At 71.1% G+C, this 24129-nt stretch carries 20 protein-coding genes; 7 read left to right on the top strand and 13 right to left on the bottom strand.

What is annotated here, in order from left to right; all coding sequences use genetic code 11:
- Positions 1 to 82 precede the first annotated feature (82 nt).
- The 3 genes from FNV62_RS33055 (at position 83) to FNV62_RS33045 (ending at position 6209) form a co-directional block, all read left to right on the top strand.
- Positions 83 to 2881, top strand: coding sequence for a lysylphosphatidylglycerol synthase domain-containing protein (locus FNV62_RS33055; protein WP_205522287.1), 2799 nt, complete (start codon positions 83 to 85; stop codon positions 2879 to 2881).
- 99 nt (positions 2882 to 2980) lie between these two features.
- A complete protein-coding gene (locus FNV62_RS33050; protein ID WP_097286167.1) occupies positions 2981 to 4525 on the top strand; it encodes an alpha/beta hydrolase in 1545 nt (514 codons plus the stop codon).
- Positions 4526 to 4661: 136 nt separating this feature from the next.
- On the top strand, positions 4662 to 6209 hold the full coding sequence (locus FNV62_RS33045) for an alpha/beta hydrolase (RefSeq protein WP_143627985.1): 1548 nt from the start codon (positions 4662 to 4664) through the stop codon (positions 6207 to 6209).
- 239 nt (positions 6210 to 6448) lie between these two features.
- On the opposite strand, the gene moeZ is transcribed toward FNV62_RS33045, so the two are convergent.
- From moeZ to FNV62_RS32990, 12 genes are all read right to left on the bottom strand, one after another.
- Positions 6449 to 7627: an adenylyltransferase/sulfurtransferase MoeZ gene (gene moeZ / locus FNV62_RS33040; RefSeq protein ID WP_054228190.1), complete on the bottom strand. Its 1179-nt coding sequence runs from the start codon at positions 7625 to 7627 to the stop codon at positions 6449 to 6451.
- 63 nt (positions 7628 to 7690) lie between these two features.
- The gene (locus tag FNV62_RS33035) at positions 7691 to 8440 is read right to left on the bottom strand and encodes a spherulation-specific family 4 protein (RefSeq protein WP_143602837.1); all 750 of its coding nucleotides are present in this window, start codon (positions 8438 to 8440) and stop codon (positions 7691 to 7693) included.
- On the bottom strand, positions 8428 to 9387 hold the full coding sequence (locus FNV62_RS33030; protein WP_054228192.1) for an NAD-dependent epimerase/dehydratase family protein: 960 nt from the start codon (positions 9385 to 9387) through the stop codon (positions 8428 to 8430). The genes FNV62_RS33035 and FNV62_RS33030 overlap by 13 nt, the downstream gene beginning before the upstream one ends.
- 156 nt (positions 9388 to 9543) lie before the next feature.
- Positions 9544 to 10737, bottom strand: a complete 1194-nt coding sequence (locus FNV62_RS33025) for a hypothetical protein (RefSeq protein WP_225900457.1) — start codon at positions 10735 to 10737, stop codon at positions 9544 to 9546.
- Positions 10737 to 12479, bottom strand: a complete 1743-nt coding sequence (locus FNV62_RS33020; RefSeq protein ID WP_144315716.1) for a DUF3492 domain-containing protein — start codon at positions 12477 to 12479, stop codon at positions 10737 to 10739. Before FNV62_RS33020 ends, FNV62_RS33025 begins: the two co-directional genes overlap by 1 nt.
- A 189-nt stretch (positions 12480 to 12668) precedes the next feature.
- On the bottom strand, positions 12669 to 14249 hold the full coding sequence (locus FNV62_RS33015) for a dipeptide ABC transporter ATP-binding protein (RefSeq protein ID WP_144315715.1): 1581 nt from the start codon (positions 14247 to 14249) through the stop codon (positions 12669 to 12671).
- Positions 14246 to 15244 carry an ABC transporter permease gene (locus FNV62_RS33010; protein WP_054228195.1) on the bottom strand — a complete coding sequence of 333 codons (999 nt, stop codon included), beginning with the start codon at positions 15242 to 15244 and terminating at the stop codon, positions 14246 to 14248. Before FNV62_RS33010 ends, FNV62_RS33015 begins: the two co-directional genes overlap by 4 nt.
- Positions 15241 to 16392 (bottom strand): ABC transporter permease, encoded by a 1152-nt coding sequence (locus FNV62_RS33005; RefSeq protein WP_205523166.1) that lies wholly within the window; start codon positions 16390 to 16392, stop codon positions 15241 to 15243. Before FNV62_RS33005 ends, FNV62_RS33010 begins: the two co-directional genes overlap by 4 nt.
- A gap of 4 nt (positions 16393 to 16396) precedes the next feature.
- Positions 16397 to 18115: an ABC transporter substrate-binding protein gene (locus FNV62_RS33000; RefSeq protein WP_060900360.1), complete on the bottom strand. Its 1719-nt coding sequence runs from the start codon at positions 18113 to 18115 to the stop codon at positions 16397 to 16399.
- Positions 18116 to 18295: 180 nt separating this feature from the next.
- Positions 18296 to 18388 (bottom strand): Ms4533A family Cys-rich leader peptide, encoded by a 93-nt coding sequence (locus FNV62_RS57635; RefSeq protein ID WP_312639156.1) that lies wholly within the window; start codon positions 18386 to 18388, stop codon positions 18296 to 18298.
- A 68-nt stretch (positions 18389 to 18456) separates the two neighbouring features.
- Positions 18457 to 20052, bottom strand: coding sequence for a DUF3152 domain-containing protein (locus FNV62_RS32995; RefSeq protein ID WP_144315714.1), 1596 nt, complete (start codon positions 20050 to 20052; stop codon positions 18457 to 18459).
- A gap of 8 nt (positions 20053 to 20060) precedes the next feature.
- Positions 20061 to 21050, bottom strand: coding sequence for an alpha/beta fold hydrolase (locus FNV62_RS32990; RefSeq protein WP_054228198.1), 990 nt, complete (start codon positions 21048 to 21050; stop codon positions 20061 to 20063).
- A gap of 201 nt (positions 21051 to 21251) precedes the next feature.
- Between FNV62_RS32990 and FNV62_RS32985 the strand changes: the two genes are divergently transcribed.
- The 4 genes from FNV62_RS32985 to FNV62_RS32970 all read left to right on the top strand — a co-directional run bounded on the left by FNV62_RS32985 (position 21252) and on the right by FNV62_RS32970 (position 23196).
- Positions 21252 to 21473, top strand: a complete 222-nt coding sequence (locus FNV62_RS32985; RefSeq protein ID WP_054228199.1) for a hypothetical protein — start codon at positions 21252 to 21254, stop codon at positions 21471 to 21473.
- A gap of 198 nt (positions 21474 to 21671) precedes the next feature.
- Positions 21672 to 22313, top strand: coding sequence for a TetR/AcrR family transcriptional regulator (locus FNV62_RS32980; RefSeq protein WP_054228200.1), 642 nt, complete (start codon positions 21672 to 21674; stop codon positions 22311 to 22313).
- Between the two features lie 169 nt (positions 22314 to 22482).
- A complete protein-coding gene (locus FNV62_RS32975; RefSeq protein ID WP_028801993.1) occupies positions 22483 to 22710 on the top strand; it encodes a DUF3107 domain-containing protein in 228 nt (75 codons plus the stop codon).
- Positions 22711 to 22926: 216 nt separating this feature from the next.
- Positions 22927 to 23196 (top strand): hypothetical protein, encoded by a 270-nt coding sequence (locus FNV62_RS32970; protein WP_054228201.1) that lies wholly within the window; start codon positions 22927 to 22929, stop codon positions 23194 to 23196.
- A gap of 82 nt (positions 23197 to 23278) precedes the next feature.
- Here the strand turns inward: FNV62_RS32970 and FNV62_RS32965 are convergent, their stop codons facing one another.
- Positions 23279 to 24040 carry a ferritin-like fold-containing protein gene (locus FNV62_RS32965; RefSeq protein ID WP_082416308.1) on the bottom strand — a complete coding sequence of 254 codons (762 nt, stop codon included), beginning with the start codon at positions 24038 to 24040 and terminating at the stop codon, positions 23279 to 23281.
- Positions 24041 to 24129 lie beyond the last annotated feature (89 nt).

Genomic DNA, 24129 nt, shown 5'->3' with positions numbered 1-24129 from the left:
GCACCCTGATGCCCCCGTGTGTCGGTGGGGCATGCCACCATCGTGCGGGCGGTGACTGGTGATACGAGATCAAGAAGAGACGATGAGGCAGCAGGGCGTGCACCCCGAAGACGCGGAGAGCACCTCCGCGGCCTCGTCGCGTCCGGACACCGGCGACAGCGGCCCGAAGGACCCGGGCGAGGCGGCGGACGAGCCCACCACGACGGTGGACGAAGAACCCGTTCCTGACACCCACGGACGAGCCCCGAAGCGACTCGATCCGGCGGACGACTGCGGCGACGAGGTCCACAACGACGAGGTCGAGGGCGACGAACCGCTGCTGCCCGCGCGTGTGCACCGTCCGTCCGATCTGATGCGGCTCATGGTCGGCGTCCTCGCCATCGTCGTGCTGCTGGCCATCGCCGCGTTCGCGCACGGCACCACCTCAGGGCTCGAACAGGACATCAACAAGGGCACCGGCCAGGCACCCGATCTGCTGATCAAGATCGCGGGTCTGGCATCGAGCATCGCGATCCTCCTGGTGCCGGTCGCCTTCGCGATCGAGCGGCTGATCAAGCGGGACGGGCTGCGCATCGCCGACGGCGTGCTGGCCGCGGTCCTCGCGCACGGAGTGACACTCGCCACGGACCTGTGGGTCGCCAAGGGTGCCCCGAGCTCCATCCAGGAGGCACTCACCCAGCCCTCGCCGGGTGACATCCACGCCCTGACCGATCCGGTGCACGGCTATCTGGCGCCGGTCATCGCGTACATGACTGCCGTCGGGATGTCCCGCAGACCGCGCTGGCGCGCGGTGCTGTGGGTGGTGCTGCTCCTCGACGCCTTCTCCATGCTGGTCACCGGCTACACCACGCCGTTCTCGATCATCCTGACGGTGCTGATCGGCTGGAGCGTCGCGTACGGGACGCTGTACGCGGTCGGCTCACCGAATGTGCGTCCGACCGGGCGGACACTGATGGCGGGCCTGCGGCACGTCGGCTTCCACCCCGTCAGCGCGGCCCGCGAGGACACGCCCGACACCACGGAGAACGGCGACCGCGGGCGGCGCTACTTCGTCACCCTGGAGGACGGTCCGCCGCTGGACGTCACAGTGGTCGACCGTGAGCAGCAGGCACAGGGCTTCTTCTACCGAGTGTGGCGCAACCTGACGCTGCGCGGTCTCGCCACCCGTCGCAGTCTCCAGTCGCTGCGCCAGGCCCTGGAGCAGGAGGCGCTCCTCGCGTACGCGGCCATCGCGGCCGGGGCCAACGCCCCGAAGCTGATCGCGACCTCCGAGCTCGGCCCGGACGCCGTGATGCTCGTCTACGAGCACACCGGCGGGCGCACACTGGACTCGCTGCCCGACGAACTCATCACCGACGATCTCCTGCGCGACACCTGGCATCAGGTGCAGGCCTTGCAGTCGCGACGCATCGCACACCGCAGGCTCGCGGGTGACGCGATCTTGGTGGATCGTTCCGGCATGGTGATCCTCACCGACCTTCGCGGCGGTGAGATCGCGGCCGGCGATCTGCTGCTGCGCATGGACATCGCCCAGTTGCTGACCACGCTGGGGCTGCGCGTAGGCGCCGAGCGCACGGTGGCGTCGGCCGTCGGTGTGCTCGGCCCGGACGCGATCGCCGACTGCCTGCCGCTGCTGCAGCCCATCGCGCTGACCCGCTCCACGCGCGCGACGCTGCGCAAGCTGGCCCGGGAGCGCGCCCAGCGAGAACGCGACGCCGTCCTGGACGCCTCCCGGCAGAACAAGCTCGCCCGCGCGGAACAGACCCAGCACGCCGAGGCCGCGGTGGAAAAGCCCGGCAAGAAGGCCGTTCGCGCGGAGCAGCGGGCCGAGAAGCGGGCGATCGACGAGGCACTGGACGAAGCACGCGAGGAGGATCTCCTCACCCAGATCCGTCACCAGGTGCTGCTGATCCGCCCGCAGGCGCCGGTCGAACCGGCCCGCCTGGAGCGGGTGCGACCACGCACACTGATCAGTTTCATCGCCGGTGCCATCGGCGGGTACTTCCTGCTGACGCAGCTCACCCACATCGAGTTCGGGCCCCTCTTCGACAACGCCCAGTGGGGATGGGTCGCCGCGGCCGTGCTGTTCTCCGCGGTGAGCTACTTCGCGGCGGCGATGGCGCTGCTCGGCTTCGTACCGGAGCGGGTGCCGTTCATGCGGGCCGTCGGGGCGCAGGTCGCCGGCTCGTTCGTGAAGATCGTGGCGCCCGCCGCGGTCGGCGGTGTGGCCCTCAACACGCGCTTCCTGCAGCGTGCGGGGGTGCGGCCGGGGCTCGCGGTGGCGAGTGTCGGCGCGTCCCAGTTGTTCGGGCTCGGCTGCCACATCCTGATGCTGCTGTCCTTCGGTTATCTGACCGGCACCGAGAAGACGCCGTCCCTGTCGCCCTCCCGCACGGTCATCGCCGGTCTGCTGACGGTGGCCGTGCTCGTGCTCGTCGTGACCTCGGTGCCGTTCATGCGCAAATTCGTCAGCACGCGCGTGAGGTCGCTGTTCGCGGGCGTCGTACCGCGCATGCTCGACGTTCTCCAGCGACCCCAGAAGCTGATCACCGGCATCGGCGGCATGCTGCTGCTGACCGCCTGCTTCGTGATGTGCCTGGACGCGTCGATCCGCGCCTTCGGCCACCAGCAGCCCACCACGCTCAGTCTCGCCAGCGTCGCCGTCGTCTTCCTCGCCGGTAACGCGCTCGGCTCCGCGGCGCCGACCCCCGGCGGCGTCGGTGCCGTCGAGGCGACCCTCACGGTCGGCCTGATCGCCGTGGGGCTCCCCAAGGAGGTCGCCGCTCCCGCGGTGCTGCTGTACCGGCTGCTGACACTGTGGCTTCCGGTGCTTCCGGGCTGGCTGTTCTTCAATCACCTGACCCGCAAGGGCGCCCTCTAGAACCCCGCGCCGACCCTCCCGTACGAGCCCCTCGCGCGCCCTCACCCGCACGGCCCGCGCCCCGAGCGCCCCGCCCCGCGCGACCGCAGGATGGGGAGCATGCCGAACCCGTCTCCGCCGCGCGCCGCTGCGCTGGCGCTCTCCGCCGCTGTGCTGTCCACCGTGCTGACGGGCTGCAGCGACAACTCGAAGAGCGAGGACCTGCCGGCCCAGAAGCTGAGCTGGAAGGACTGCCCGGCCCCCGCCGAGTCCGAGGGCGGCGGCAACGCCCCCTCTCCCCTGCCGGGCGGCACACAGTGGCAGTGCGCCACCATGAAGGCACCCCTCGACTGGGCCGACCCCAAGGGCGACACCATCGGGATCGCGCTGATCCGGGCGCGGACGAGCGGCGACCAGAGCAAACGCATCGGCTCCCTCATCTTCAACTTCGGCGGCCCCGGCGGCTCCGGCGTCACCACGCTGCCCGCCTTCGGCGAGGACTACGCGAAGCTGCGCACCCGCTACGACCTGGTGAGCTTCGACCCGCGTGGGGTCGGCCGCAGCGCGGGCGTGAAGTGCGAGGACGACAGCAGGCTCGACGTGTTCTTCCAGCAGGACGCCACCCCCGACGACACCGCCGAGCAGAAGAACCTCCTCAACACCACGAAGACGTTCAACGCGGCCTGCGAGAAGAACTCCGGGCGGACCCTCCCCCACGTGCGCACCACCGACGCGGCCCGTGACATCGACCTCATGCGCCAGGTGCTCGGCGACGCCAAACTGCACTACTTCGGCATCTCGTACGGCACCGAACTCGGCGGCGTCTACGCCCACTTGTTCCCCAAGAAGGTGGGGCGCGCCGTCTTCGACGCGGTCGTCGACCCGACGCAGAACCCGGAACAGAGCGCGCTCGGGCAGGCCAGGGGCTTCCAGCTCGCGCTCGACAACTTCGCCACCGACTGCACCTCGAAGACCGAGCCCTGCCCGATCGGGGACACCCCACAGGACGTCAAGAACCGCATCGCCAAACTCCTCAAGGACCTGGACAGCAAGCCCATCCCCGGCGTCTTCCCACGCCAGCTCACCCAGACCGAGGCCACCAACGGCATCGCGCAGGCCCTGTACTCCAAGGACTTCTGGGAGTACCTGACGGAGGGTCTGGACCAGGCGTACAGCGGTGACGGCAAGGTATTGATGCTGCTGTCCGACTCGATGAACGGGCGCAGCCAGAACGGCCAGTACAGCAACCTCTACGCGGCCAACGTCTCCATCAACTGCGCCGACGAGAAACCGCGGTACACGATCTCCGACGTGCAAGCCGCTCTGCCGGCGTTCCGGGCCGCCTCACCGCTCTTCGGCGACTATCTGGCCTGGGGCATGCTCAGCTGCACCAACTGGGCCGTCCCGGGCGCCGCCGACCACCCGGACGTCAGCGCCACCGGTGCGGCGCCGATCCTCGTGGTCGGCAACACCGGCGACCCGGCCACGCCGTACCAGGGCGCGAAGAAGATGGTGGACGCGCTGGGCAAGGGCGTCGGCGTCGAGGTGACCTACAAGGGCCAGGGGCACGGCGCGTACGACAGCGGGAACAAGTGCGTGCACAACGCGGTGAACGGCTATCTGCTGGACGGGACCGTACCGCCCGCGGGAACCGTCTGCACCTAGAACCAACGCCATCCCACCGAGAAAAGAGCAGGTCAAAGGGTTATCCACAGGCCTCCGCGGCGTCGGCCGCGGACGCCTACCATGGCCTGCATGTGATCCGCGACATCCGGCGGACCACGGGCGAGGGGGGAAGTTCATGACGCGTTTCGCACGGTGGACGGCCGCGGCGGCCGCCGCGTTGCTGGTGGCAGGCTGCGGCAGCGGCTCGTCGGGGGACGGCAAGGACGAGGGGAAGAACAGCGGCCGGCCGTCGACCGGGGCGCCTTCCTCCGGCACCGCCTCGGGGCTGCCCGCCTCGCTCACCTCGCAGAAGCTCGACTGGGGCCACTGCAAGAGTTCCTCCGCGCCGGGCAGCGGCTGGCAGTGCGCGACACTCAAGGTGCCGCTGGACTACGCGAAGCCGGACGGCGAGACGATCGGCCTGGCGCTGATCCGCTCGAAGGCGACCGGCGGCCAGAACAAGCGCCTCGGCTCACTCCTGTTCAACTTCGGCGGCCCCGGCGGCTCGGGCGTCGACACGATGCCGTCGTACGAGAGCGCCGTCGGCCCGCTCCACGAGCGCTACGACCTGGTGAGCTGGGACCCGCGCGGCGTCGCCGCCAGCGAGGGCGTGCGCTGCCGCAGTGACAAGGCGATCCAGGCAGCCGAGTCCGTGGACGCCACCCCGGACGACGCGGCCGAGGAGACCGCGTACTTCAAGGACGCCGCCGACTTCGGCAAGGGCTGCGCGAAGGCCGCCGGAAAGCTGCTGTCACACGTCTCCACGACCGACACGGCCCGCGACATGGACCTGATGCGCCAGGTCCTCGGCGACGGGACGATGCACTACCTCGGCTTTTCGTACGGGACCGAACTCGGCGGCGTGTACGCCCACTTGTTCCCCAAGAACGTGGGCCGTCTGGTGCTGGACGCCGTCGTCGACCCGAGCGCCGACACGGTCGGCCACGCCAAGAACCAGACCCTGGGCTTCCAGCGCGCCCTGGACGACTACCTCAAGTCCACCGGCCAGGACCCCAAGCAGGGCTCCCGGAAGATCGTGGACCTGCTGAAGCGCATCGACGCGAACCCCCTGCCGACGGCCGACGGCCGCAAGCTCACCCAGACGCTGGCGCTCACCGGCATCGTCCTGCCCCTGTACAGCAAGGAGGGCTGGCCCCGCCTGACCAGCGCTCTCAAGGGCGCCGAGGGCGGTGACGGTTCGGGACTGCTGGCCCTCGCCGACGGCTACAACGACCGCGACTCCTCGGGGCACTACGGCACGACGACCCACTCCCAACGGGTCATATCGTGCTTGGACGACAAGCAGCGGCCGACTCCCGCGGAGACGAAGAAGCTGCTGCCCGAGTTCGAGAAGATCTCGCCCGTCTTCGGGGACTTCATGGGCTGGGACACCGCGGGCTGGTGCCACGACTGGCCGGTCGCCGGCCAGTACGACAACCCGGAGGTCAGCGCACCCGGCGCCGCGCCCATCCTGATCGTCGGCAACACCGGGGACCCCGCGACTCCTTACGAGGGCGCCCGCAGAATGGCCGACGAGCTGGGCAAGGGCGTCGGAGTGGAGCTCACCTGGAAGGGCGAGGGCCATGGCGCCTATGGGAGTGGGAGCGAGTGCGTCGACTCCACGGTGAACAGCTATCTGCTGGACGGGACGGTGCCGAAGGACGGGAAGGTCTGCGCGTCGTAGTGGCGGGTGCGGCCGACGGGCGCGGGCCCGTGCCCGAGCCCACCCGGCCGACGAGCCCTCGGCAGGCGAACCCCCGGCCGACGAGCATCCGGCGGGCGAACCCCCAGCCGGCGAAGACCCGGCTCACGGAGGCCCGGTCGGCGAACCCCCGGCTCACAAGTGACCGGTCAACGAAAAGGGGCCCGGCACGCACGGTGCCGAGCCCCTCCCGAAAAGCCGTTCGCGTGGTGCGTCGGCGCCTAGTACACCGGCTTCTCCGGCTCGATCTGGTTGACCCAGCCGATCACACCGCCGCCGACGTGCACCGCGTCCGAGAAGCCCGCGGACTTCAGCACGGCGAGCACCTCCGCACTGCGGACGCCCGTCTTGCAGTGCAGGACGATCTTCTTGTCCTGCGGAAGGGTCTCCAGGGCGGTGCCCATGAGGAACTCGTTCTTCGGGATCAGCTTGGCGCCGGGGATCGAGACGATCTCGTACTCGTTGATCTCGCGGACGTCGATGATCTCGATGTTCTCGCCGTCGTCGATCCACTCCTTGAGCTGCTTGGGAGTGATCGTCGAGCCGGCCGCCGCCTCCTGGGCCTCCTCGGACACGACACCACAGAAGGCCTCGTAGTCGATGAGCTCGGTGACGGTCGGGTTCTCGCCGCAGACCGCGCAGTCCGGGTCCTTGCGGACCTTGACCTGGCGGTACTGCATCTCGAGGGCGTCGTAGATCATCAGGCGGCCGACAAGCGGCTCACCGATGCCCGCGAGAAGCTTGATGGCCTCGTTGACCTGGATGGAGCCGATGGACGCGCACAGCACGCCCAGCACGCCGCCCTCGGCGCAGGAGGGGACCATGCCCGGCGGCGGGGGCTCCGGGTAGAGGCAGCGGTAGCAGGGACCGTGCTCGGACCAGAAGACGGAGGCCTGGCCGTCGAAGCGGTAGATCGAGCCCCACACGTACGGCTTGTTGAGCAGGACGCACGCGTCGTTGACCAGGTAGCGGGTCGCGAAGTTGTCCGTGCCGTCGACGATCAGGTCGTACTGGCTGAAGATGTCCATCACGTTCTCGGCCTCGAGCCGCTCTTCGTGAAGGACCACGTTCACGTACGGGTTGATGCCCAGCACGGAGTCACGGGCCGACTGGGCCTTGGAGCGGCCGATGTCCGCCTGACTGTGGATGATCTGGCGCTGCAGGTTCGACTCGTCGACCTCGTCGAACTCCACGATGCCGAGCGTGCCCACGCCCGCGGCGGCGAGGTACATCAGGGCCGGCGATCCGAGGCCGCCGGCGCCCACACACAGCACCTTGGCGTTCTTCAGCCGCTTCTGCCCGTCCATGCCCACGTCGGGGATGATCAGGTGGCGGGAGTACCTGCGGACCTCGTCTACGGTGAGCTCAGCAGCTGGCTCAACCAGGGGTGGCAGCGACACGGGGACTCCGTTGGTCGGTCAATCACTACAGTTGTTCTCCCCGTAACACTGCCACGCCCTTCTTCATTCCGAGACACCCGTTCCGATCCGCGAGACGATCTCGTCCCAGTAGCCGGGCATCGACTCCCAGGGGTCGGCCCGTCCACCGTGATCCGTGCGGTCGGTGAAGTAGATCGTGGCGGCACCCTGCCAGCGGGCGATGCGCAGCGCTTCGTCGAGATGACCGCGCGGTACCCCGTGCACGAAGTGGCAGAAGCGCTCGGGCGGATAGTCGGCGGTCCACTCGGCCACCTGCGACCAGCGGTAGTCGCTCCAGGTGCCGGAGAAGGTCACCAGCTGGTCGGCGCTTTCGGCATAGCCGGGGTAGGGGTGGGTGCCGTGGCCGAAGACGAGGTGCGCGTCGTCGAGGAGCGTGCGCAGCGCGGTGGCCGCCCGGCGGACCTCGGGGAGCGCGGCGCGCTCGGTGGGGCAGCGGTGCAGGAGGAAGCCACCGACCCGGTACCAGTCGAGATACCGGTGTGCGTCGGAGATCACCTCGGCGAAGGCGCGTGCGCCGTACGTCACGTCCAGGTGCCCCAGGACGCGCACGCCCGCGTTGCGGAGTCGGCCGGCGGCCTCCAGGCAGTGCGGGTCGGGGCGGGTGCCGGGACCATTGGCCACGTTCAGGACGGCCCAGTGCACGGGGGCGCCGGGGCGGGTGAGTTCGCCCCACTCGGCCGGAGCGACGAGGGGGTGCGCATAGCCGGGGACGCCGAGGCCGACCCTTAAGTCCGTGCTCGCGATGTCCGTCGCGGCGCTGGTCAGATGCGGCATGCCGCCTCCATCCAGATATCGGCGAGGGATTCCTCGAGGTTGATCCGGGGCCGCCAGCCGAGCCGGTCGCGTGCGGTGCGCACATCGGCCTGCTGCCAGCTGCCGCAGCCGTCCGGGTAGGGGTACGCGACCGGCGCCCCGTGATCCGCTTCGGTGCGGGGATGGCCGATGGCCGACCTCATCGGTCCGGGTGGGCCGTCGAGTTCGTGCAGCGTGCCTCCGTAGCCGGCCACACGGGCGAGGACGGCGGCGGCGTCACGCAGGCGGACGGCGCGGCCCGAGCCGATGTTGATGACGCCCTGCGCGGCGGAGAGCGAGGCGGCGTGCACGGCGCGGGCGACATCACGGACGTCGATGAAATCGCGCTGGACGCCGAGTCCGCCGAGTTTGAGTTCGCCGTCGCCGGACTGCATGGCGCGGCGCAGGGCCTCGGCGAGGCGGCCGAGCGGGGATCCGGCGGGGGTGCCGGGACCCGCGGGCGAGAAGACGCGCAGGACGACGGCGTCGAGGCCGGAACCGAGGACCAGTTCGGTGGCGGCGAGCTTGCTGACGCCGTAGGGGCCGCCGGGGCGCGGTACGGCGTCCTCGGCCGTGGAGGAGCCGGGCTGGCTGGGCCCGTACTCGGCGCCGCAGCCGATCTGCACCAGGCGGGCGCCGCAGCCGCTGCGGCGCAGGGCCTCGCAGACGGTGGCGACGGCGACGGTGTTGTGCCGGGTCAGTTCGCGGGCTCCGCCGCGGGTGGCGCCCGCGCAGTTGATGACGACCCCGGGGTGCACCGCGTCCAGGAAGCGGGTGAGGGCGCCGGGGCTGCCCGAGGCGAGGTCGAACCGTACGTCGGCGTCGTCGCCCCGGCCGAGCGCGGTGAGCTGCACGGCCGGATCGGCGAGCAGTCTGTCGGCGACGAAACGGCCGAGGTATCCGTTGGCTCCGATCAGCAGGACCCTCATCGGGCGGCTCCCGGGGCGGATTCTCCGGTTCGGGAGGTGATCATCTGGCGTTCTCCTTCGGGGTGGTGCCGTGTGTCGGACGGAGCGCCCGCGGTGTCGGCCCCGCGGGAGGGTGCGCCCGGCACGAGGGCTGGACCCTCGGGCGCCGGTCGCGGCTCATGGCGTCCCGCCCGGTGTGGCGTGGGCCGAGGCCCGGGTCAGGGTGCGGGTCGCGTGAATCAGGAGGACGAGCGCCGCCGCGCCGCACACCAGGGCCGGGACGGCACCCGGACCCCAGGCGTCGGCGACGGTCTCGACGGGGGTGGCGACGAACGAGCAGCCGGGCAGGCGGGCCGCGAAGACCGTGGTGAGGGCGGTCACTTCGGCCGCGCCCGCGGCGCCGAGGACGACGGCCGGGGCGTGGGTGAAGCCGCGCGTCGTGAGCAGGCGCGCGAGCAGGAGCAGCGCGCCGAGAGCGCCCGCTCCGGCGTACGCGCCGGGCCCGTTGTAGGCACCGGGCTCGCTCGGCGCCGCCCGGCACAGTGCGAGCAGCGCGCCCAGGGCGCAGAGGAACAGGGCGAAGACTCCCAGGAGCAGGGGCCGCACGGAGACGGCGAACTCCTCCAGTCCTCGGCTCGTGGTCAGTTTGCGGCGGGCGCCCGCGGTGAAGAGGTGGGCGCACCAGACCGCGGGGGCGCACGCCAGGGCGAGGGCCAGCACGGGTGCGGTGGCGGGGGGCCAGGGGCCGTCGGGGCCGCCTTCGATGCCGACGCTCAGCAGTCCGTCGCCGAGCAGGGCGTACGCGATCAGCCAGCAGGTCCAGGCAAGGGTGCCGCTCGTCGTGCGGTGCGTGGTGCCGAGGGGACCTCGGCGCACCGCGGCGCGCAGGCCGAGCGTCACCGCGAGGGTGCCGCCGGCGGCGACCGCGAGGCGCGGCTGCCCCTGGGTGAGCCGCAGCCCGGCCACGGTCGCCGCGCACAGCGCGCCCGGCAGCAGGGACAGGACGGCCCAGTCGGCGCGCGCGCCGGGGTGTTCGGGGGCCGCGGGCCGCGGCGCCGGGTCCGAGTCGCGGGCCACGCGCGCGTACATCTCCTCGGCGAGCGAGAACACGTCCCGGTGCCGGAACCGTGCGGCCGTGCGGTCGGTCACCCCGTGTGCCTCCAGGCCCGCCGCGATCTCCAGGGGGTCGACGGCACGCTCGCAGAGTTCACGATGCCGGTGCATCAGCGCCTTCACGGGGTCCACGGCACCGCGGCGACCACCGCCGAGGGACGTGCGCGCGCCCCCCGAGTCGCCCCCCGAGGCGCTCCCCGGATCACCCCCGGCGTCGCCGCGCGCACCACCCGAGCCGTCCCGTACGAGTTCGCTCATCACGCGCCCTCCCCCGCGGGCAGCGGAGCTGTGGCACGCACCGGCGCCCCCGCCGCCCAGCGCGGGCGTCCCGTGACCATGAGGCGGGCCTCGGTCCAGCGACCGGGTACGTGGGCCTCGGCCGGCACGCCGAACGGCAGGGGATCCCCCGCGTCGTCCACGACGAGCCGCCGGACCGGGGACCGCGAGACGATCTCCAGGTAAATGCTGTGAAATGCCGTGATGTTCTGCTCGACCGTGAAGAGTTCGAGGGCTCGCGCGCGGGCCGCCGCGCCCAGGCGCGCACGCCGTTCGGGGTCGCGCAGCAGTGCCACGCACGCCTCGGCGAGCGCCCGCGGATTGCGCGGCGGCACCACCAGCCCCGTACCGCCGATGACTTCGACGACCGCGCCGACGTCCGTGGACACGGTGGCACGGCCGCAGAACATGGCCTCGACCAGGCTGATCGGGAAGCCTTCGACGACGCTGGAGAGGACGACCACGGCGCCGGACGCGTACGCCTCCGCGAGGCTCGGGACCTCCGGGCCGCCGATCTCCTCGAAGGACACCGGGTTGTCGCCGACCGCGTGCACGCCCTCCGCCTCGTCGGGGAAGAGCTGAGCGGCCAGCGCCTTGCAGTGGGCCAAGTAGAGCGCGCCCTCCGGCCCGTCGGCGGGCGCGCCGACGATCCGCAGCCGCGTCTTCGGTGCCTCCTTGCGGACCTCGGCGAAGGAGTGCAGCAGTGAGATCAGGTCCTTGGCCGGTTCGATGCGGCCGACCCAGACCAGGGTGTCCGGGTCCACGCATCCGGAGCCGTCGGCCCGCTCGCCCACCTCCGCGAAGCGGGCGGCCTCCATGCCGGGGTAGACGGTGCGCAGTTTGGCGCGGTCGGCGCCGCAGCGCTCCTGCCAGCGGCGCGCGTGGGTGTTGCCGGGCGTGATGAGCGCGGCCCGGCGGTAGACCTCGGCGGCCAGCGCGCCGTGGAAGGCCGCGAGCAGCGCCCGTACTGCGGGGGACTCCTCGGCGGCGGAGGACGCGAGGTAGTGCGCCCGCAGCTGCACGCCGTACTCCGTCACCAGCAGGGGCACCCCGGCGAAGTGCAGGGCGAGCAGGCCGGGCAGAGCGGCCTCGCCGCCGGCCGCCGCGTGGCAGAGGTCGACCGAGCCGAGCCCGTCGTCCTCGTACCAGTCCAGCGAGAGGGGGCGCAGCGCGCGTTCGACGTGAGCGGCGACGCACAGCAGGTCGGGCACACGCGCGGTACGCGCGGCGCGCAGTGCTCCGGGCGCACGGCAGGCGCGCTCCAGGGCGCGCACGGCCCCCTCGGAGCGCAGCGCCCCGACCAGCCCGCCCTCGTCGCGGGCCAGTTCCGCGAGCCCGTACAGCGCACTGCCGAAACGGTCCGCCACCACTCCGCGAGAGGCCTCCGACGCCGTCACACCGCCAGAGACCTCCGATCCGTCGAGGACCGCGGGCGCGGCACACATCGCCGCCGCCAGCTCCCCGAAGCACTCGGCGAACCGCCGGCGCGCCCGTCGCCCGTGTACCACGCCGTCGTCCTCGGCCGTCCACAGCGGAGCCGTGCGCACCCGGCTGACCTGCGGCGGCAGCTGGATCCAGCCCTCGTCCTCCTGCCGCTCGCTGCGACTGAGCGCGTAGATGTCGAACTCGTGCTGCCCGAGCCCGCGTACGAGCCGGTCGCACCAGAGTCTGGCGTCACCGCTCACATACGGATAGCCACCCTCCGTAAGCAGTCCGATGCGCACCAGTGCACCCCCGATCTCCCTATGGGGAGCCGCCGTTGACCCGGCGGCTCGCAGCGGGAAGAACGTATGCGCACATGGCGGTGGCGCGACGGACGGTTGTCCATCGCGCCACCAAAAGGGGTGAACGGTCGTAACTTTCCCGTGCGGGTCGCGTTCTGTCGCGCTACGAGATCAACCAGTCACGTTGCATCACACCACCGTCAGCTGCCTCCGGGCCGTCCGTCGCCGCGCCGCGACCTCCGGGTCCAGCGCCGGTACGGCGGCCAGCAGCTGCTTGGTGTACGGGTCGCGCGGCGACTCGTACACCTCGTCGGCGGGCCCGTACTCGACGATCCGACCGCGTCGCATCACCGCGACCCGGTCGCTGACCTGGCGGACCACCGCGAGGTCGTGCGCCACGAACACGAGCGCGAGCCCGAGTTCCCGCTGCAGTTCGGCGAGCAGGGCGATCACCTGGGCCTGGGTGGTGACGTCGAGCGCGGAGACCGGTTCGTCACAGACGATGACGCGTGGATCGGCGGCGAGCGCCCGGGCGATGCCGACGCGCTGGCGCTGTCCGCCGCTGAACTCGTGCGGGTAGCGGTCGTAGTGCGCCGCTTCGAGCCCCACACGCTTCAACAGTTCCCGTACGCGCCCCCGAATGCGCCCCTCGTCCCGTTCCCCCTGCGCGCGCAGCGGATCGGCGATCGACTCGCCCACGCTGCGGCGCGGGTTGAGGGAGGAGACGGGGTCCTGGAAGACCATCTGGGCGTCCGGGCGCACGCCTCCGCCGGGCTTGATCTCCCCCGCCGTGGGCTCCAGCAGCCCCACGAGCATCCGTCCCAGGGTGGTCTTGCCGCTGCCGCTCTCGCCCACGATCCCGAGGGTCTCGCCCCGGTGGATCGTCAGCGACACGTCGTCGACGGCCGCGAACGCCTTCTTCCCGCGTCCGAACTCGCGCCGCAGGCCGCTCGCCTCGAGAACGACCTCCTCCGTCACCGCCGAGGCGGTGCGCGGCGCGTCCACACGGGGCACCGCACCGAGGAGTTCCTGGGTGTACGCCTGCGCGGGCGCCCCCAGGACGGCACCGACGAGGCCGTGCTCGACGGCCCGCCCGTGCCGCATGACCAGGATCTCGTCGACGCTCTCGGCGGCGACGCCCACGTCGTGCGTGACGAGGAGCAGGCCCATTCCGGTCTCCTCGCGCAGGGTGTGCAGCAGGTCGAGGATCTGGGCCTGGACGGTCACGTCGAGGGCCGTGGTCGGCTCGTCGGCGATCAGCAGGTCGGGTTCGCAGGCCAGCGCCATCGCGATCAGCGCGCGCTGGCGCATGCCGCCGCTGAACTCGTGCGGGCGGGAGCGCGCCCGGCGCGCGGCGTCCGGGATGCCGACGCGGTCGAGCACCTCGACGGCACGCGCGCGTGCGGCACGCCGGGAGGCCTTCACGTGCACCCGGTACACCTCGGCGATCTGGTCGCCGACCGCGTAGTACGGGTCGAGGGACGACAGGGGGTCCTGGAAGACCATGGCGGCCTTCCCGCCGCGCAGCCGCCGCAGTTCGGTGTCGGACGCCTCCTGTACGTCGATGCCGGCCACGCGCACCGAGCCGCCGACGTCGGCTCCCGTGCCCCGGTGCAGCCCCAGGAGGGCCGAGGCGACCGTGGACTTGCCCGAGCCGGACTCGCCGACCAGGCCCAGCGCGGCGCCCTTCGCCAGCCGGAAGGACAGGCCGTCGACGGCGCGCAGCGATCCGAACCCGACCGTCAGGTCGGTGACTTCCACCAAGCTCATACGAGCACCACCCGTCGGTCGGCCACCGCGTACAGCACGTCCGCGACGGCGTTGGCGATGACCACGAAGAAGCCGATGACCAGGACCATGCCGACGACCACCGGCAGGTCGACGACGTTCACCGCGTGCACCAGCTCCTGTCCGATGCCGGGCAGTCCGAAGAGCGTCTCGGTGAGCACCGCGCCGCCGACCGCCGAGCCGACGTTGTTGGCGTTCAGCGCGATGATCGGCGCGAACGCCCCGCGCAGCGCGTGCCGCCCGATGATCGACCGCTCGCCGACGCCGTACGCCCGGAAGGTCCGGATGTGGTCCTCGGCGAGGGTCTCCAGCATCGCGGCCCTGGTCAGCCGGGCGAACGCGGCGGCTTCGATGAGGGCGAGGGAGAGCCAGGGCAGCAGCAGGTTCCAGGCCCACTGTTCGGGATCGTCGGTGAGGCCGACGTACTGCGGGAAGGGCAGCAGTTGCAGCTGGCCGCAGACGACGATCATGAGCACCAGGCCGATCACGAAGACCGGTGTGGCGACGCCCGCGAGGGTGATGCCGGTCAGCACGCGCTCGGTGAGCCGACCGCGCCGCCACGCGGAGAGGATGCCGGTGCCGACACCGAGGATCAGCCACAGCACCATCGCGCCGAACACCAGGGACAGGCTGACCGGCAGCTTCGCCAGGATCAGCTGGGTGACCTGGGTGTCGCCCTGGTACGACTGGCCGAGGCAGGGCGCCGAGCAGTGCTCGACCGAGGTGCCGGTGGAGAAGTCCTGCCCGACGAGGATGCCCTGCAGGAAGTGCCAGTAGCGCACGTACAGCGGGTCGTCGAGCCTCAACTGCTGGGCGACCTGGTGCACTTGTTCCGGAGAGCAGCGCGGGCCGCAGGTGATCTGGGCGACGTTGCCGGGGGTGGCGTAGAAGACCACGTAGACGATCACCGAGATGGCGAGCAGGGTGATCACGGTGCCGACGGCACGGCGCAGGACGAATCCTCCGAAGCCGCTCATGCCTTGGCCTCCTTATTGGCGCTCGCGTCCGCATTGACGCTCGCGTCCGCTGCGGCCTTCTTGGCGCTCGCGTCCGCCGCGCCCTTCTTGGAGTCCACGTCCGTCGCGGCCTTCTCGGAGTACGCGTCCGCCGCGGCCTTCTTGGAGTCCGCGTCCGCCTTGGCCTCCCGTTTGCGGCCCGTGCCGACGCGCAGGCGCGAGGCGGCGCGCGGGTCCAGGGCCGTGCGGACGCCGTCGCCGAGGACGGTCAGGGCCAGTACGGTCACCAAGAGCGCCCCGGCGGGCAGCAGCAGGTACTGCGGGGCCGCCTGGTACCAGACATTGGCGGCCGTGAGCATCTGCCCCCAGGACGGCGTCGGGGGCTTCACTCCGACGCCGAGGAAGGACAGCGCGGCCTCGGCGGAGATGTTCATCGGCACGAGGAGCGCGGCGTAGGTGATGACGGGGGCGGCCAGTCCGGGCAGGAGTTCACGGCGGGCGATGCGCCACGTGTTCCAGCCGCTGAGCCGCGCGGCGGAGACGTAGTCCAGCCCCTTGAGGGTGAGGGTCTGGGCGCGCACGATCTTCGCGGTGTTGCCCCAGGCGATCAGGCCGATGACGAGTGCGACCAGCAAGGGCCGCGGGAAGCTGCTGGGCACGATCGCCAGCAGGGCCAGCGACATGATCATCAAGGGCATCGCGACGAAGATGTCGGTGATCCGGCTCAACAGTTGATCGATCCATCGGTTGCCGAGTGCGGCCGCGACGCCCACCACGACACCGACGAGGACCTGCACGACGGTCGCCCCCAGCGCGACTCCCAGCGAGACCCGGGCGCCGTACACGAGCCGGGCGAAGAGGTCGCGGCCGGTCTGCGGTTCGACGCCGAGCCAGTGGTCGCCGCTGACGCCGCCGAACGAGCCCACGGGCACACCGCCGCGCGCCGAGTCGATGAGGGACGGGTGGTAGGTGGTCGGGTCCTGGCCCTCGATCGCGGTGAGCAGCGGGGCGGCGAGCGCGAGCAGGACGAGCAGCGCGACGACGCCCGCCGCGACGAGGGCGGCGCGCTGCGTGCGCAGCCGCCGCCAGAACTGACGGGCCCCCGAGGCCCCCGGGACGGACGCGAGGTCCGTCCCGGGGGCCTGAGAGGCGACGATTGCCTCGCTCACGGCGCTACTTCACCGCGACCTGGGAGATGTCCAGCACGCCGGTCCAGTCGCTGATCACGATGTTCTTGACCGCGCTGCCGTACAGGCGCTTGTAGACCGGGTGGAACAGCGGCACGGTCAGGGCCTGCTCGCCGATCTTCTTGTCCAGTGCGCCCCAGCGCTTGGCGGCCTCGTCGAGATTCGTCAACTTGTTGATCGCGTCGATCTCGTCATTGACGGACTTGTCGTCGAGGAAGCCGGTGTTGAAGTTCGCGCCGTCCTTGACGATCTGGCGGCCGTCGAAGATCGGGGCCAGGAAGGGGCCGCCGGAAGGCCAGTCGGCACCCCAGTGGGCGAGGAAGAAGCCGGGCTCGGTCTTCACGCCGTGGATCTTGTCCCGGTAGTCGTTGTCCTCCAGGCCCTGGAGCTTGACCGTGATGCCGGCCTTCTTCAGGGCGTCCTGGAGGGCGGTCGCGATCTCCGGGCTGGTCTCGAAGTTCTTGTCGTTGGAGTGCGTGAGGGTGACGGTGATCCCGTTCGGGTGACCGGCTTCCTTCAGCAGTTCCTTGGCCTTCGCCGGGTTGCCGGACGCGCCCGCCGGGAAGTGGTCGTAGGGCGTGTAGCCGAAGGACTTCTGGTTCGGCAGATACGTGGTCGCGGCCTCGGCCAGCGACGAACCACCGGCCGCGTTGATCACCGACGAACGGTCGACGGCGTACGCGATCGCCTGCCGCACCTTCGGGTCGTCGAACGGCTTCACCTTCGGGTTGAAGGCGATGTAGTTGGTGTAGCCGAAGTGGCCGGTGCCGACGCGTGCCGCCAGCGCCTTGTCCCCCGTCACCTTGGCGAGCTCGGCCGGGCCGAGGTTGGTGTCCGTGGTGACGGCGGCGGCGTCCGCGCCCTGGGACGCGGACAGCCGCTGGTTGATCACGGAGGAGTCCAGGCCCGACCGTACGTCGATCTTGTCCGGGTAGGCCTTGCGCTCGGCGTCGGTCGCCGCGGACCAGTACGGGTTGCGCTCCAGGGTGATCCGCTCGCCGTCGTTCTCGTTCTTGACGACCTTGTACGGACCGGAGGAGACCGGGTGCTCCTCGTACTTCGTGCCGTTGTCCTTGGCCTTCGGGACGGGCGTGAACTGGGTCTGCGTGGCGAGGTAGGGGAACTCGCCCTCGGGCTTGTTCAGGTGGAAGACGAGGGTCAGGTCGTCCGGGGTCTCGATCGAGGCGAGGCCCTTCTTGTCCTTGTACGGCCCCTGGTAGTCGGCTCCGCCGATGAGCCAGTCCCGCAGGTAGGGCGCGCCGCCGGAGAGCTCGGCCGCGAAGGAACGCTCGATGCCGTACTTGATGTCGGCGGAGGTGATCGGCGTACCGTCCTCGTACTTGAGGCCCTTCTTCAGGGTGTACGTCCACACGGTCGCGTTCTCGCTCGGGCGGCCGGTGTCGGTGGCGAGGTCGGGGACGACCTTGGCGCCGGCGGCCCCGCTCTCGCGGTTGCGCGTGGTCAGCGTACGGAAGACGAGGGAGGGGACGTTGCCGCCGCCGGAGGTGTAGAGGCGCGCCGGGTCGAAGTCCTCCTGCGGACTCGCGTTGAGGACGGTGAGCGTGCCTCCCTTCTGCGGCTTGGAGTCGCCACCGGCGCCCTTGGCATCGTTGTCCTTCGGCCCGCAGGCGGCCGCGCCCGCTGCCACGACCAGGGTGACGGATGCCGCGGCCACGCGGCGGGCTATGACGGACGGTTGACGCATCGGAAGACGACCTCTCGAATGATGAGACAGATTGACGAGGAGTGAGACGGAAGTGAACGGACGTCTGCCCCGGCGTCAGGTCGTCAAAAAAGGTCGCGGAGTCGAAAACCCAGGGACCAAAAAAGGTCACCCACGGTCACGACGGAAGCGGAAGCACGACGCACACGCCAAGGGCGGGCGTCAGCGACAGTGGATGTCTGCGACGCAGAGCGCGGTCACGCCGATCAGCGCCAGCTCGATGGCGGCGCGACGGACGGCATGACTAGACCACATGCGCAGAAATATGAACGAACTTTCGGAGCATGTCAACGTGGCCCCAGTGGCCCCCCGCGAACCCTCCGTCAACTCCCTGGATAGGGCCAGGGGTTGGCCAGGCAGTGGATTCCGTCATGGTCGAGGAACTTGGTCTGCTGCTGCATGACGGGCGCGAGCTCGCCGTCCTTGTCGCAGGTGACATGGCCGTATCCGAGGCGGTGGCCGACCTCGTGGTTGATGAGCATCTGCCGGTACGGGTGAATCGCGTCACCGTAGGTCTTGGAGCCCTGCGCCCAGCGGTACGCGTTGATCATCACGCGCTCGGTGGAGGCCGAGTCGCACGACACGTTGTCCTCGGTCGTGTCCAGCCCGGACTTGGCGCACCACTCGGCGGTGGTGCCGGGGCTGGCCAGCGTGATCACGAAGTCGGGCGTGCCGGAGGAGATCCGCTCGAAGGTACGGGCGCCGTTGTGGGCCCAACTCCGTTTGTCGTTCAGCGTCTTCTGGACGGCCTGCGCGAAGAGGGCGACGTCGAGGCCGAGACCCTTCTCCACGTCCACCCGGTATGTGTACTTCTGACCCTTTCCGGGCGCCTTGTCGAACCCGGGGACGGCGTCGAACTTCCCCGAGGCCTTGAGGGTGGCACTGAGCGGGTACCTCACCCCCATCTTCTGGTCGTACGTCAGCGGTGCCGCGCTCGGCGCCACGGACGGGGTCGACCCGGTGTCCCCGGGCGAGGCGGACGCGCGGGCGTCCAGTCCACCACCGGCGGCGGACTGCGTCTGCGCGGTGGCGTCGTGCCGCCCGGCGGCCACCTGTCCGGCCACCACGACGGCGAGCACGGTGGTGACGGCGGCCGCGGCGATTCCGGTGAACGCCCGCCCCTTGGCGCCCTTGCCCTTCTCCGCCTCCTCGGTCCCCGACTCGTCGGTCCCCGGCCTCTCGCCGCTGCCCTCGCTCTCGTCGAAGGCGTCGACGTAGGCCTGCCGGAGCCCCGGGCCGGGCCCGAGCCCGGCGTCGGCCTCCTGCCGCTGCCGGGGGATGCGCGGTCCGGGTGCCCCCTGGGGCATGCCTTGCGGCGCCCCCTGCGGCCCGCCGTCCGTGGCCCCCGCCGTCCGCGGGCCACCCGTGAACGCGCCCCAGCCACCGCCGGGTTCACGCTGCTCGGGGTGCCCCGCACGCGCCTGGGGCACACCACGCGCGGGGGTCCCATCGGCGAACCGCGGAACACCGTGCGCCGGCGTGCCGTCGGGAAGACGCGGAAAACCGTGCGCCGGAGTCCCGTCGGGTAGGCGCGGGAAACCGTGCGCCGGAGTCCCGTCCGGATAACGCGGCACACCCTGCGCCGGAGTCCCGTCCTGGGGACGCGGCACACCCTGCGCCGGGGCCCCGCTCGCCATCCGCGGGAAGCCATGCGCCGGCGTGCCATCGGGAAGACGCGGGAAACCGTGCGCCGGAGTCCCGTCCTGGGGGCGGGGAGTGCCGGTCGGTGTGGGGCGTCGAGGTCCCGGTGGTTGTGGGCCCAGGGGGCCGCGCGTGGCCCCCTGTGGCGAGGTCGCCGCAGGGCCCGTACCCGGCGCCACCCCTTGAGCCGTGCCCGGCGCGGCACCGGGTGCCGGAACCCTCGGCAGCTCCCCCGTGTCGCTCTTACCGGCCCGCCCCCGGCGACTGTGACGTCCCACGCCCCGCCTCAGCTCCCCGCGTCCGCACCGGCCGGGGAGGTCAACTCGCCCGTTTCCGCAAGGAGTTCACGGAACGCCGAGGCCACCGTCTCCGGGTACTCCATCATCGCCACATGCCCCGCGTCCGGCAGCGACAGCAGCCGGGAGTCGCGGAAGGCGCGCGCCGCGCGCCGGGCCATACGGTACGCGACGAGCTGGTCACGGCCGCCGTAGACGAGCAGCGTCGGCGCGAGCACCCGCTCGGCCTGGCGCCACAGCCCGTGCTGACCGCCCAGCGTGTACGCGTTCACCAGACCGCGCGACGAACGCGCCATGGCATCCCAGAAGTAGGGCAGCGCGAGCCGCCGCTCCATCTCCTCGACCGCGTCGCGGAACCCCTCGGGCGTCACCATGCCGGGATCGCCGTAACAGAGCGCCATGACCCCGCGGACGCGCTGCTCGGCACTCCAGTCCTTGGTGAGCCGGGTGAACAGCCGCGCCACACCCGGCACCGAGAGCAGCGCCGTCGGCCACGCGGTGCGCTGCGCGCGGATCTCCGGGAGCGCGGGCGAGATCAGGGTGAGCGTCTCGACCAGGTCGGGCCGTACCGCGGCGACACGCGTCGCGACCGCTCCGCCGAGCGAGTTCCCGAAGAGGTGCACGGGGCCGCGCTCGGCCGCGTCGAGATAACGGATGACCGCGCGCGCGTGCCCGGTCACCGAGTAGTTGCCGTCGTCGGGCGGCGGCGAGTCCCCGAAGCCGGGCAGATCGAGCGCCTCGCTGTCCACGAGCCCGTCGAGCAGCGGCATCAGCGCCGACCAGTTCTGCGACGAACCGCCCAGCCCATGGACGTACAGGGCGGGCGGCAGTCCCTCGCGCACGGGCGGTCTCGAACGCACGGTCAGGGTGATCCCGGGCAGCCCGACCGATCGCAGACGCTCCCCCTCCGCGACCCGGACGGTCCCGACCCTCGGCGTGACGGTGGTGGCCAGCACGGCGGGCAGCTCGGTCGAAGACATGCGGCAATGTTACGAGACGATCACGCAGTGGTTCATGTGTTCGCTGTCACAGATCGTGCGCGGATCATCTAGCGCCTCGATCGGGTGTCTCCTAGGCTTCGATCGAGGGCACTCGTACGTACACCAGGATCCCCACCCAGGGATCCGCACCCAGGGATCCGTACATCAGGAGCGCACTCGCACCGCTCGGGAAGAGGAATCATGACAGTCGACCCGACAGACCCCGAGACCTTCAACGACCGGTTCCGGGAGATCCTTGACCCGGAAGCCCCGGAGGCGGACCTCGCCGAGCAGCTCAGCGAGCTGGATCCGGTGGACGACATCGACCCCGAACCCCCCGGTGACCCCTTCAACGCCAACGAGGCCGACCTCGCCGAGCAGGCCAGGGTCGTCCGACTCAACGAGGACGACTACAGGGGATGACCCCATGTGACCGGACCCCGCCGACCAGCGGTATCCGGCGCGACTTCACGCCCTTCTCACCCCGTTCGTCACCCTCTGTGTCGTTATCGCACGCGTCCGGTCCGTGAAATTCTGCGCTCGCACCGCGCACAGTGGGGTTACCGAAAAGTACGATGGCGGCGCGGCGCACACCGCATGTGGACAATTTTGGGAGGCGGCGTGACAGCCATCGAGCAGACAGAGGCGGCACGCCCGCGGGGCACTCGCCTGCCGCGCCGTGCCCGACGCAACCAGCTCCTCGGCGCCGCCCAGGAAGTATTCGTTGCGCAGGGGTATCACTCGGCCGCCATGGACGACATCGCCGAGCGCGCGGGCGTCAGCAAGCCGGTTCTCTACCAGCACTTCCCGGGCAAGCTCGACCTCTACCTCGCGCTGCTGGACCAGCACTGCGAGTCCCTGCTGCATGCGGTACGGACGGCGCTCGCGTCCACCACGGACAACTCGCTGCGCGTCCGCGCCACGATGGACGCCTACTTCGCGTACGTCGAGGACGACGGCGGTGCCTTCCGGCTCGTCTTCGAGTCCGACCTGACGAACGAGCCCGCGGTCCGCGAGCGCGTCGACAAGGTCACGCACGAGTGCGCGGAGGCGATCTGCGAGGTCATCGCGGAGGACACCGGTCTCTCGCGCGCCGAGTCGATGCTCCTCGCCTCGGGCCTGGGCGGCCTCGCACAGGTGGTGGCCCGCTCCTGGCTGCACAGCGACCGCAGCGTCCCGCGCGACCAGGCGGTGCAGCTGCTGACGTCACTGGCCTGGCGGGGTATCGCGGGATTCCCGCTGCACGGCACCGATCACCACTGACTCACGCCCGGCGCCTCACGCCCGACCGCCCCGACCGTCTCTTTGTTCCCGTCCGCTGTTCGCTCTTGGCGTTCTCGGCCGGAACGTGCACGTCCCCTCACCGGGCTAATGTGTGCAGCGTACGGCGCGGAGAGACGCGCACATGACTGACCGTCGGAGGGACAAAGCCGTGGAGGTCAAGATCGGCGTGCAGCACGCGCCCCGCGAGATCGTTCTGGAGAGCGGTCAGACCCCGGAAGAGGTCGAGCGCGCGGTGTCCGAGGCGCTGGCCGGCAAGTCGCAGCTGCTGAGCCTCGTGGACGACCACGGCCGCAAGGTCCTGGTTCCGGCCGACCGCCTCGCGTACGTGGAGCTCGGCGAGCCCACGCAGCGCAAGGTGGGATTCAGCGCGCTGTAGTTCAGGCGAGCGAAAGGGGGCCCGGTGACACTGTCGCCGGGCCCCCTTCGCGTGCACGGAACCGCATCCTCCGCGCGCGTCGCGCCGGGCCCCTACCCCTGGTCTCACCACCACGGATGGAGCACAGAACGTCCACAGGGGAGGATTGCGTTCCGCACCTCGGGGGTAGACCCGCTACGACCGATTTGCACCGGCCGTGCGGGAGGGACCCCCACCATGTTCTTGGAAGCGCTCGGCGCCGCGATGCTCGGTCTCGCGCTGGCATGGGGGGCGGCGTACCGACTGCCGCACCGTCTGCCGAGCCGCGGCCTGGTCCTGTCGACCGGTGTCGCCGGAGCCCTGTTCGGGGCCTTCCTGACGCACACGGCGCTGGGCTCCGGCCACTTCCTGGTCATCCTCGCCGGCGCCGTGATCGTCTCCGCCGCGCTGCTGTCGCTTCTGCTGCGCCCCGCGGAAAGATTTCGCCGCCGCTCGGCGACGGCGTGACCGAAGCGGGCGACGGCGAAACTCCTGAGGCCGACAAGCACCGAGGGAACCAAGGAAACCAAGGGAACCGAGGAAACCGGGTCTAGGCCGCCAGGCCCAGTGCCGCCATCCGCTTGGTGTGGGCCTCGGTGATCCGCGAGAACATCCGGCCGACCTCCGCGAGGTCGAACCCGTCCGCCACACCGCCCACGAGCATCGTCGACAGCGCGTCACGGTCCGCGACGACCCGCTGCGACTGCGACAGCGCCTCGCCCATCAGCCGCCGCGCCCACAGCGCGAGCCGGCCGCCCACGCGCGGGTCCGCGTCGATGGCGGCGCGCACCTTCTCGACGGCGAAGCTCGCGTGCCCGGTGTCGTCGAGGACGCTGAGCACGAGCCCGCGCGTGTCGGCGTCGAGGCGCGCGGCGACCTCACGGTAGAAGTCGCTGGCGATCGAGTCGCCGACGAACGCCTTGACGAGGCCCTCCAGCCAGTCCGAGGGAGCCGTCTGCCGGTGGAAGCCGTCGAGCGCGGCGACGAACGGTTCCATCGCCTCGGTCGGCTCCGCGCCGACCGAGGCGAGCCGGTCCCGCAGCCGCTCGAAGTGGTGGAACTCGGCCGACGCCATCTTCGCCAGCTCGGCCTTGTCACTGAGCGTCGGGGCCAGCTTGGCGTCCTCCGCGAGCCGCTCGAACGCCGCCAACTCGCCGTACGCGAGCGCTCCGAGCAGGTCCACGACCGCGGCGCGGTACTGGGGGTCGGCGGCGGCCGTGTCCCAGTTCTGCGCGGCGACTCCGGTGGCCGCGGGGGTGGTCTTGTCGGTGGCCTCGGCGGACCGGTCAGCGGCGTTGTCAGGCGTCGTCATGAAGCGCACAATAGCCCGCTCAACGCAACAGGGAAGTCCCTGGTCAATCAGTGTGACGACGACTACGTGACCAAATCGGCCATCGCATG

The organism is Streptomyces sp. RLB3-17 (assembly GCF_007113425.2).
Taxonomy (GTDB): Bacteria; Actinomycetota; Actinomycetes; order Streptomycetales; family Streptomycetaceae; genus Streptomyces; species Streptomyces mirabilis_D.
This window is presented reverse-complemented; position numbering and strand designations above follow the sequence as displayed.

What these genes read in the sequence shown, in the direction of transcription:
- FNV62_RS33055 (WP_205522287.1), top strand. Translation starts at nt 83, where the DNA reads ATGAGGCAGCAGGGCGTGCACCCCGAAGACGCGGAGAGCACCTCCGCG.
- FNV62_RS33050 (WP_097286167.1), top strand. Translation starts at nt 2,981, where the DNA reads ATGCCGAACCCGTCTCCGCCGCGCGCCGCTGCGCTGGCGCTCTCCGCC.
- FNV62_RS33045 (WP_143627985.1), top strand. Translation starts at nt 4,662, where the DNA reads ATGACGCGTTTCGCACGGTGGACGGCCGCGGCGGCCGCCGCGTTGCTG.
- FNV62_RS33035 (WP_143602837.1), bottom strand. Translation starts at nt 8,440, where the DNA reads ATGCCGCATCTGACCAGCGCCGCGACGGACATCGCGAGCACGGACTTA.
- FNV62_RS33030 (WP_054228192.1), bottom strand. Translation starts at nt 9,387, where the DNA reads ATGAGGGTCCTGCTGATCGGAGCCAACGGATACCTCGGCCGTTTCGTC.
- FNV62_RS33025 (WP_225900457.1), bottom strand. Translation starts at nt 10,737, where the DNA reads ATGAGCGAACTCGTACGGGACGGCTCGGGTGGTGCGCGCGGCGACGCC.
- FNV62_RS33015 (WP_144315715.1), bottom strand. Translation starts at nt 14,249, where the DNA reads ATGAGCTTGGTGGAAGTCACCGACCTGACGGTCGGGTTCGGATCGCTG.
- FNV62_RS33010 (WP_054228195.1), bottom strand. Translation starts at nt 15,244, where the DNA reads ATGAGCGGCTTCGGAGGATTCGTCCTGCGCCGTGCCGTCGGCACCGTG.
- FNV62_RS33000 (WP_060900360.1), bottom strand. Translation starts at nt 18,115, where the DNA reads ATGCGTCAACCGTCCGTCATAGCCCGCCGCGTGGCCGCGGCATCCGTC.
- FNV62_RS57635 (WP_312639156.1), bottom strand. Translation starts at nt 18,388, where the DNA reads ATGTGGTCTAGTCATGCCGTCCGTCGCGCCGCCATCGAGCTGGCGCTG.
- FNV62_RS32990 (WP_054228198.1), bottom strand. Translation starts at nt 21,050, where the DNA reads ATGTCTTCGACCGAGCTGCCCGCCGTGCTGGCCACCACCGTCACGCCG.
- FNV62_RS32985 (WP_054228199.1), top strand. Translation starts at nt 21,252, where the DNA reads ATGACAGTCGACCCGACAGACCCCGAGACCTTCAACGACCGGTTCCGG.
- FNV62_RS32970 (WP_054228201.1), top strand. Translation starts at nt 22,927, where the DNA reads ATGTTCTTGGAAGCGCTCGGCGCCGCGATGCTCGGTCTCGCGCTGGCA.
- FNV62_RS32965 (WP_082416308.1), bottom strand. Translation starts at nt 24,040, where the DNA reads ATGACGACGCCTGACAACGCCGCTGACCGGTCCGCCGAGGCCACCGAC.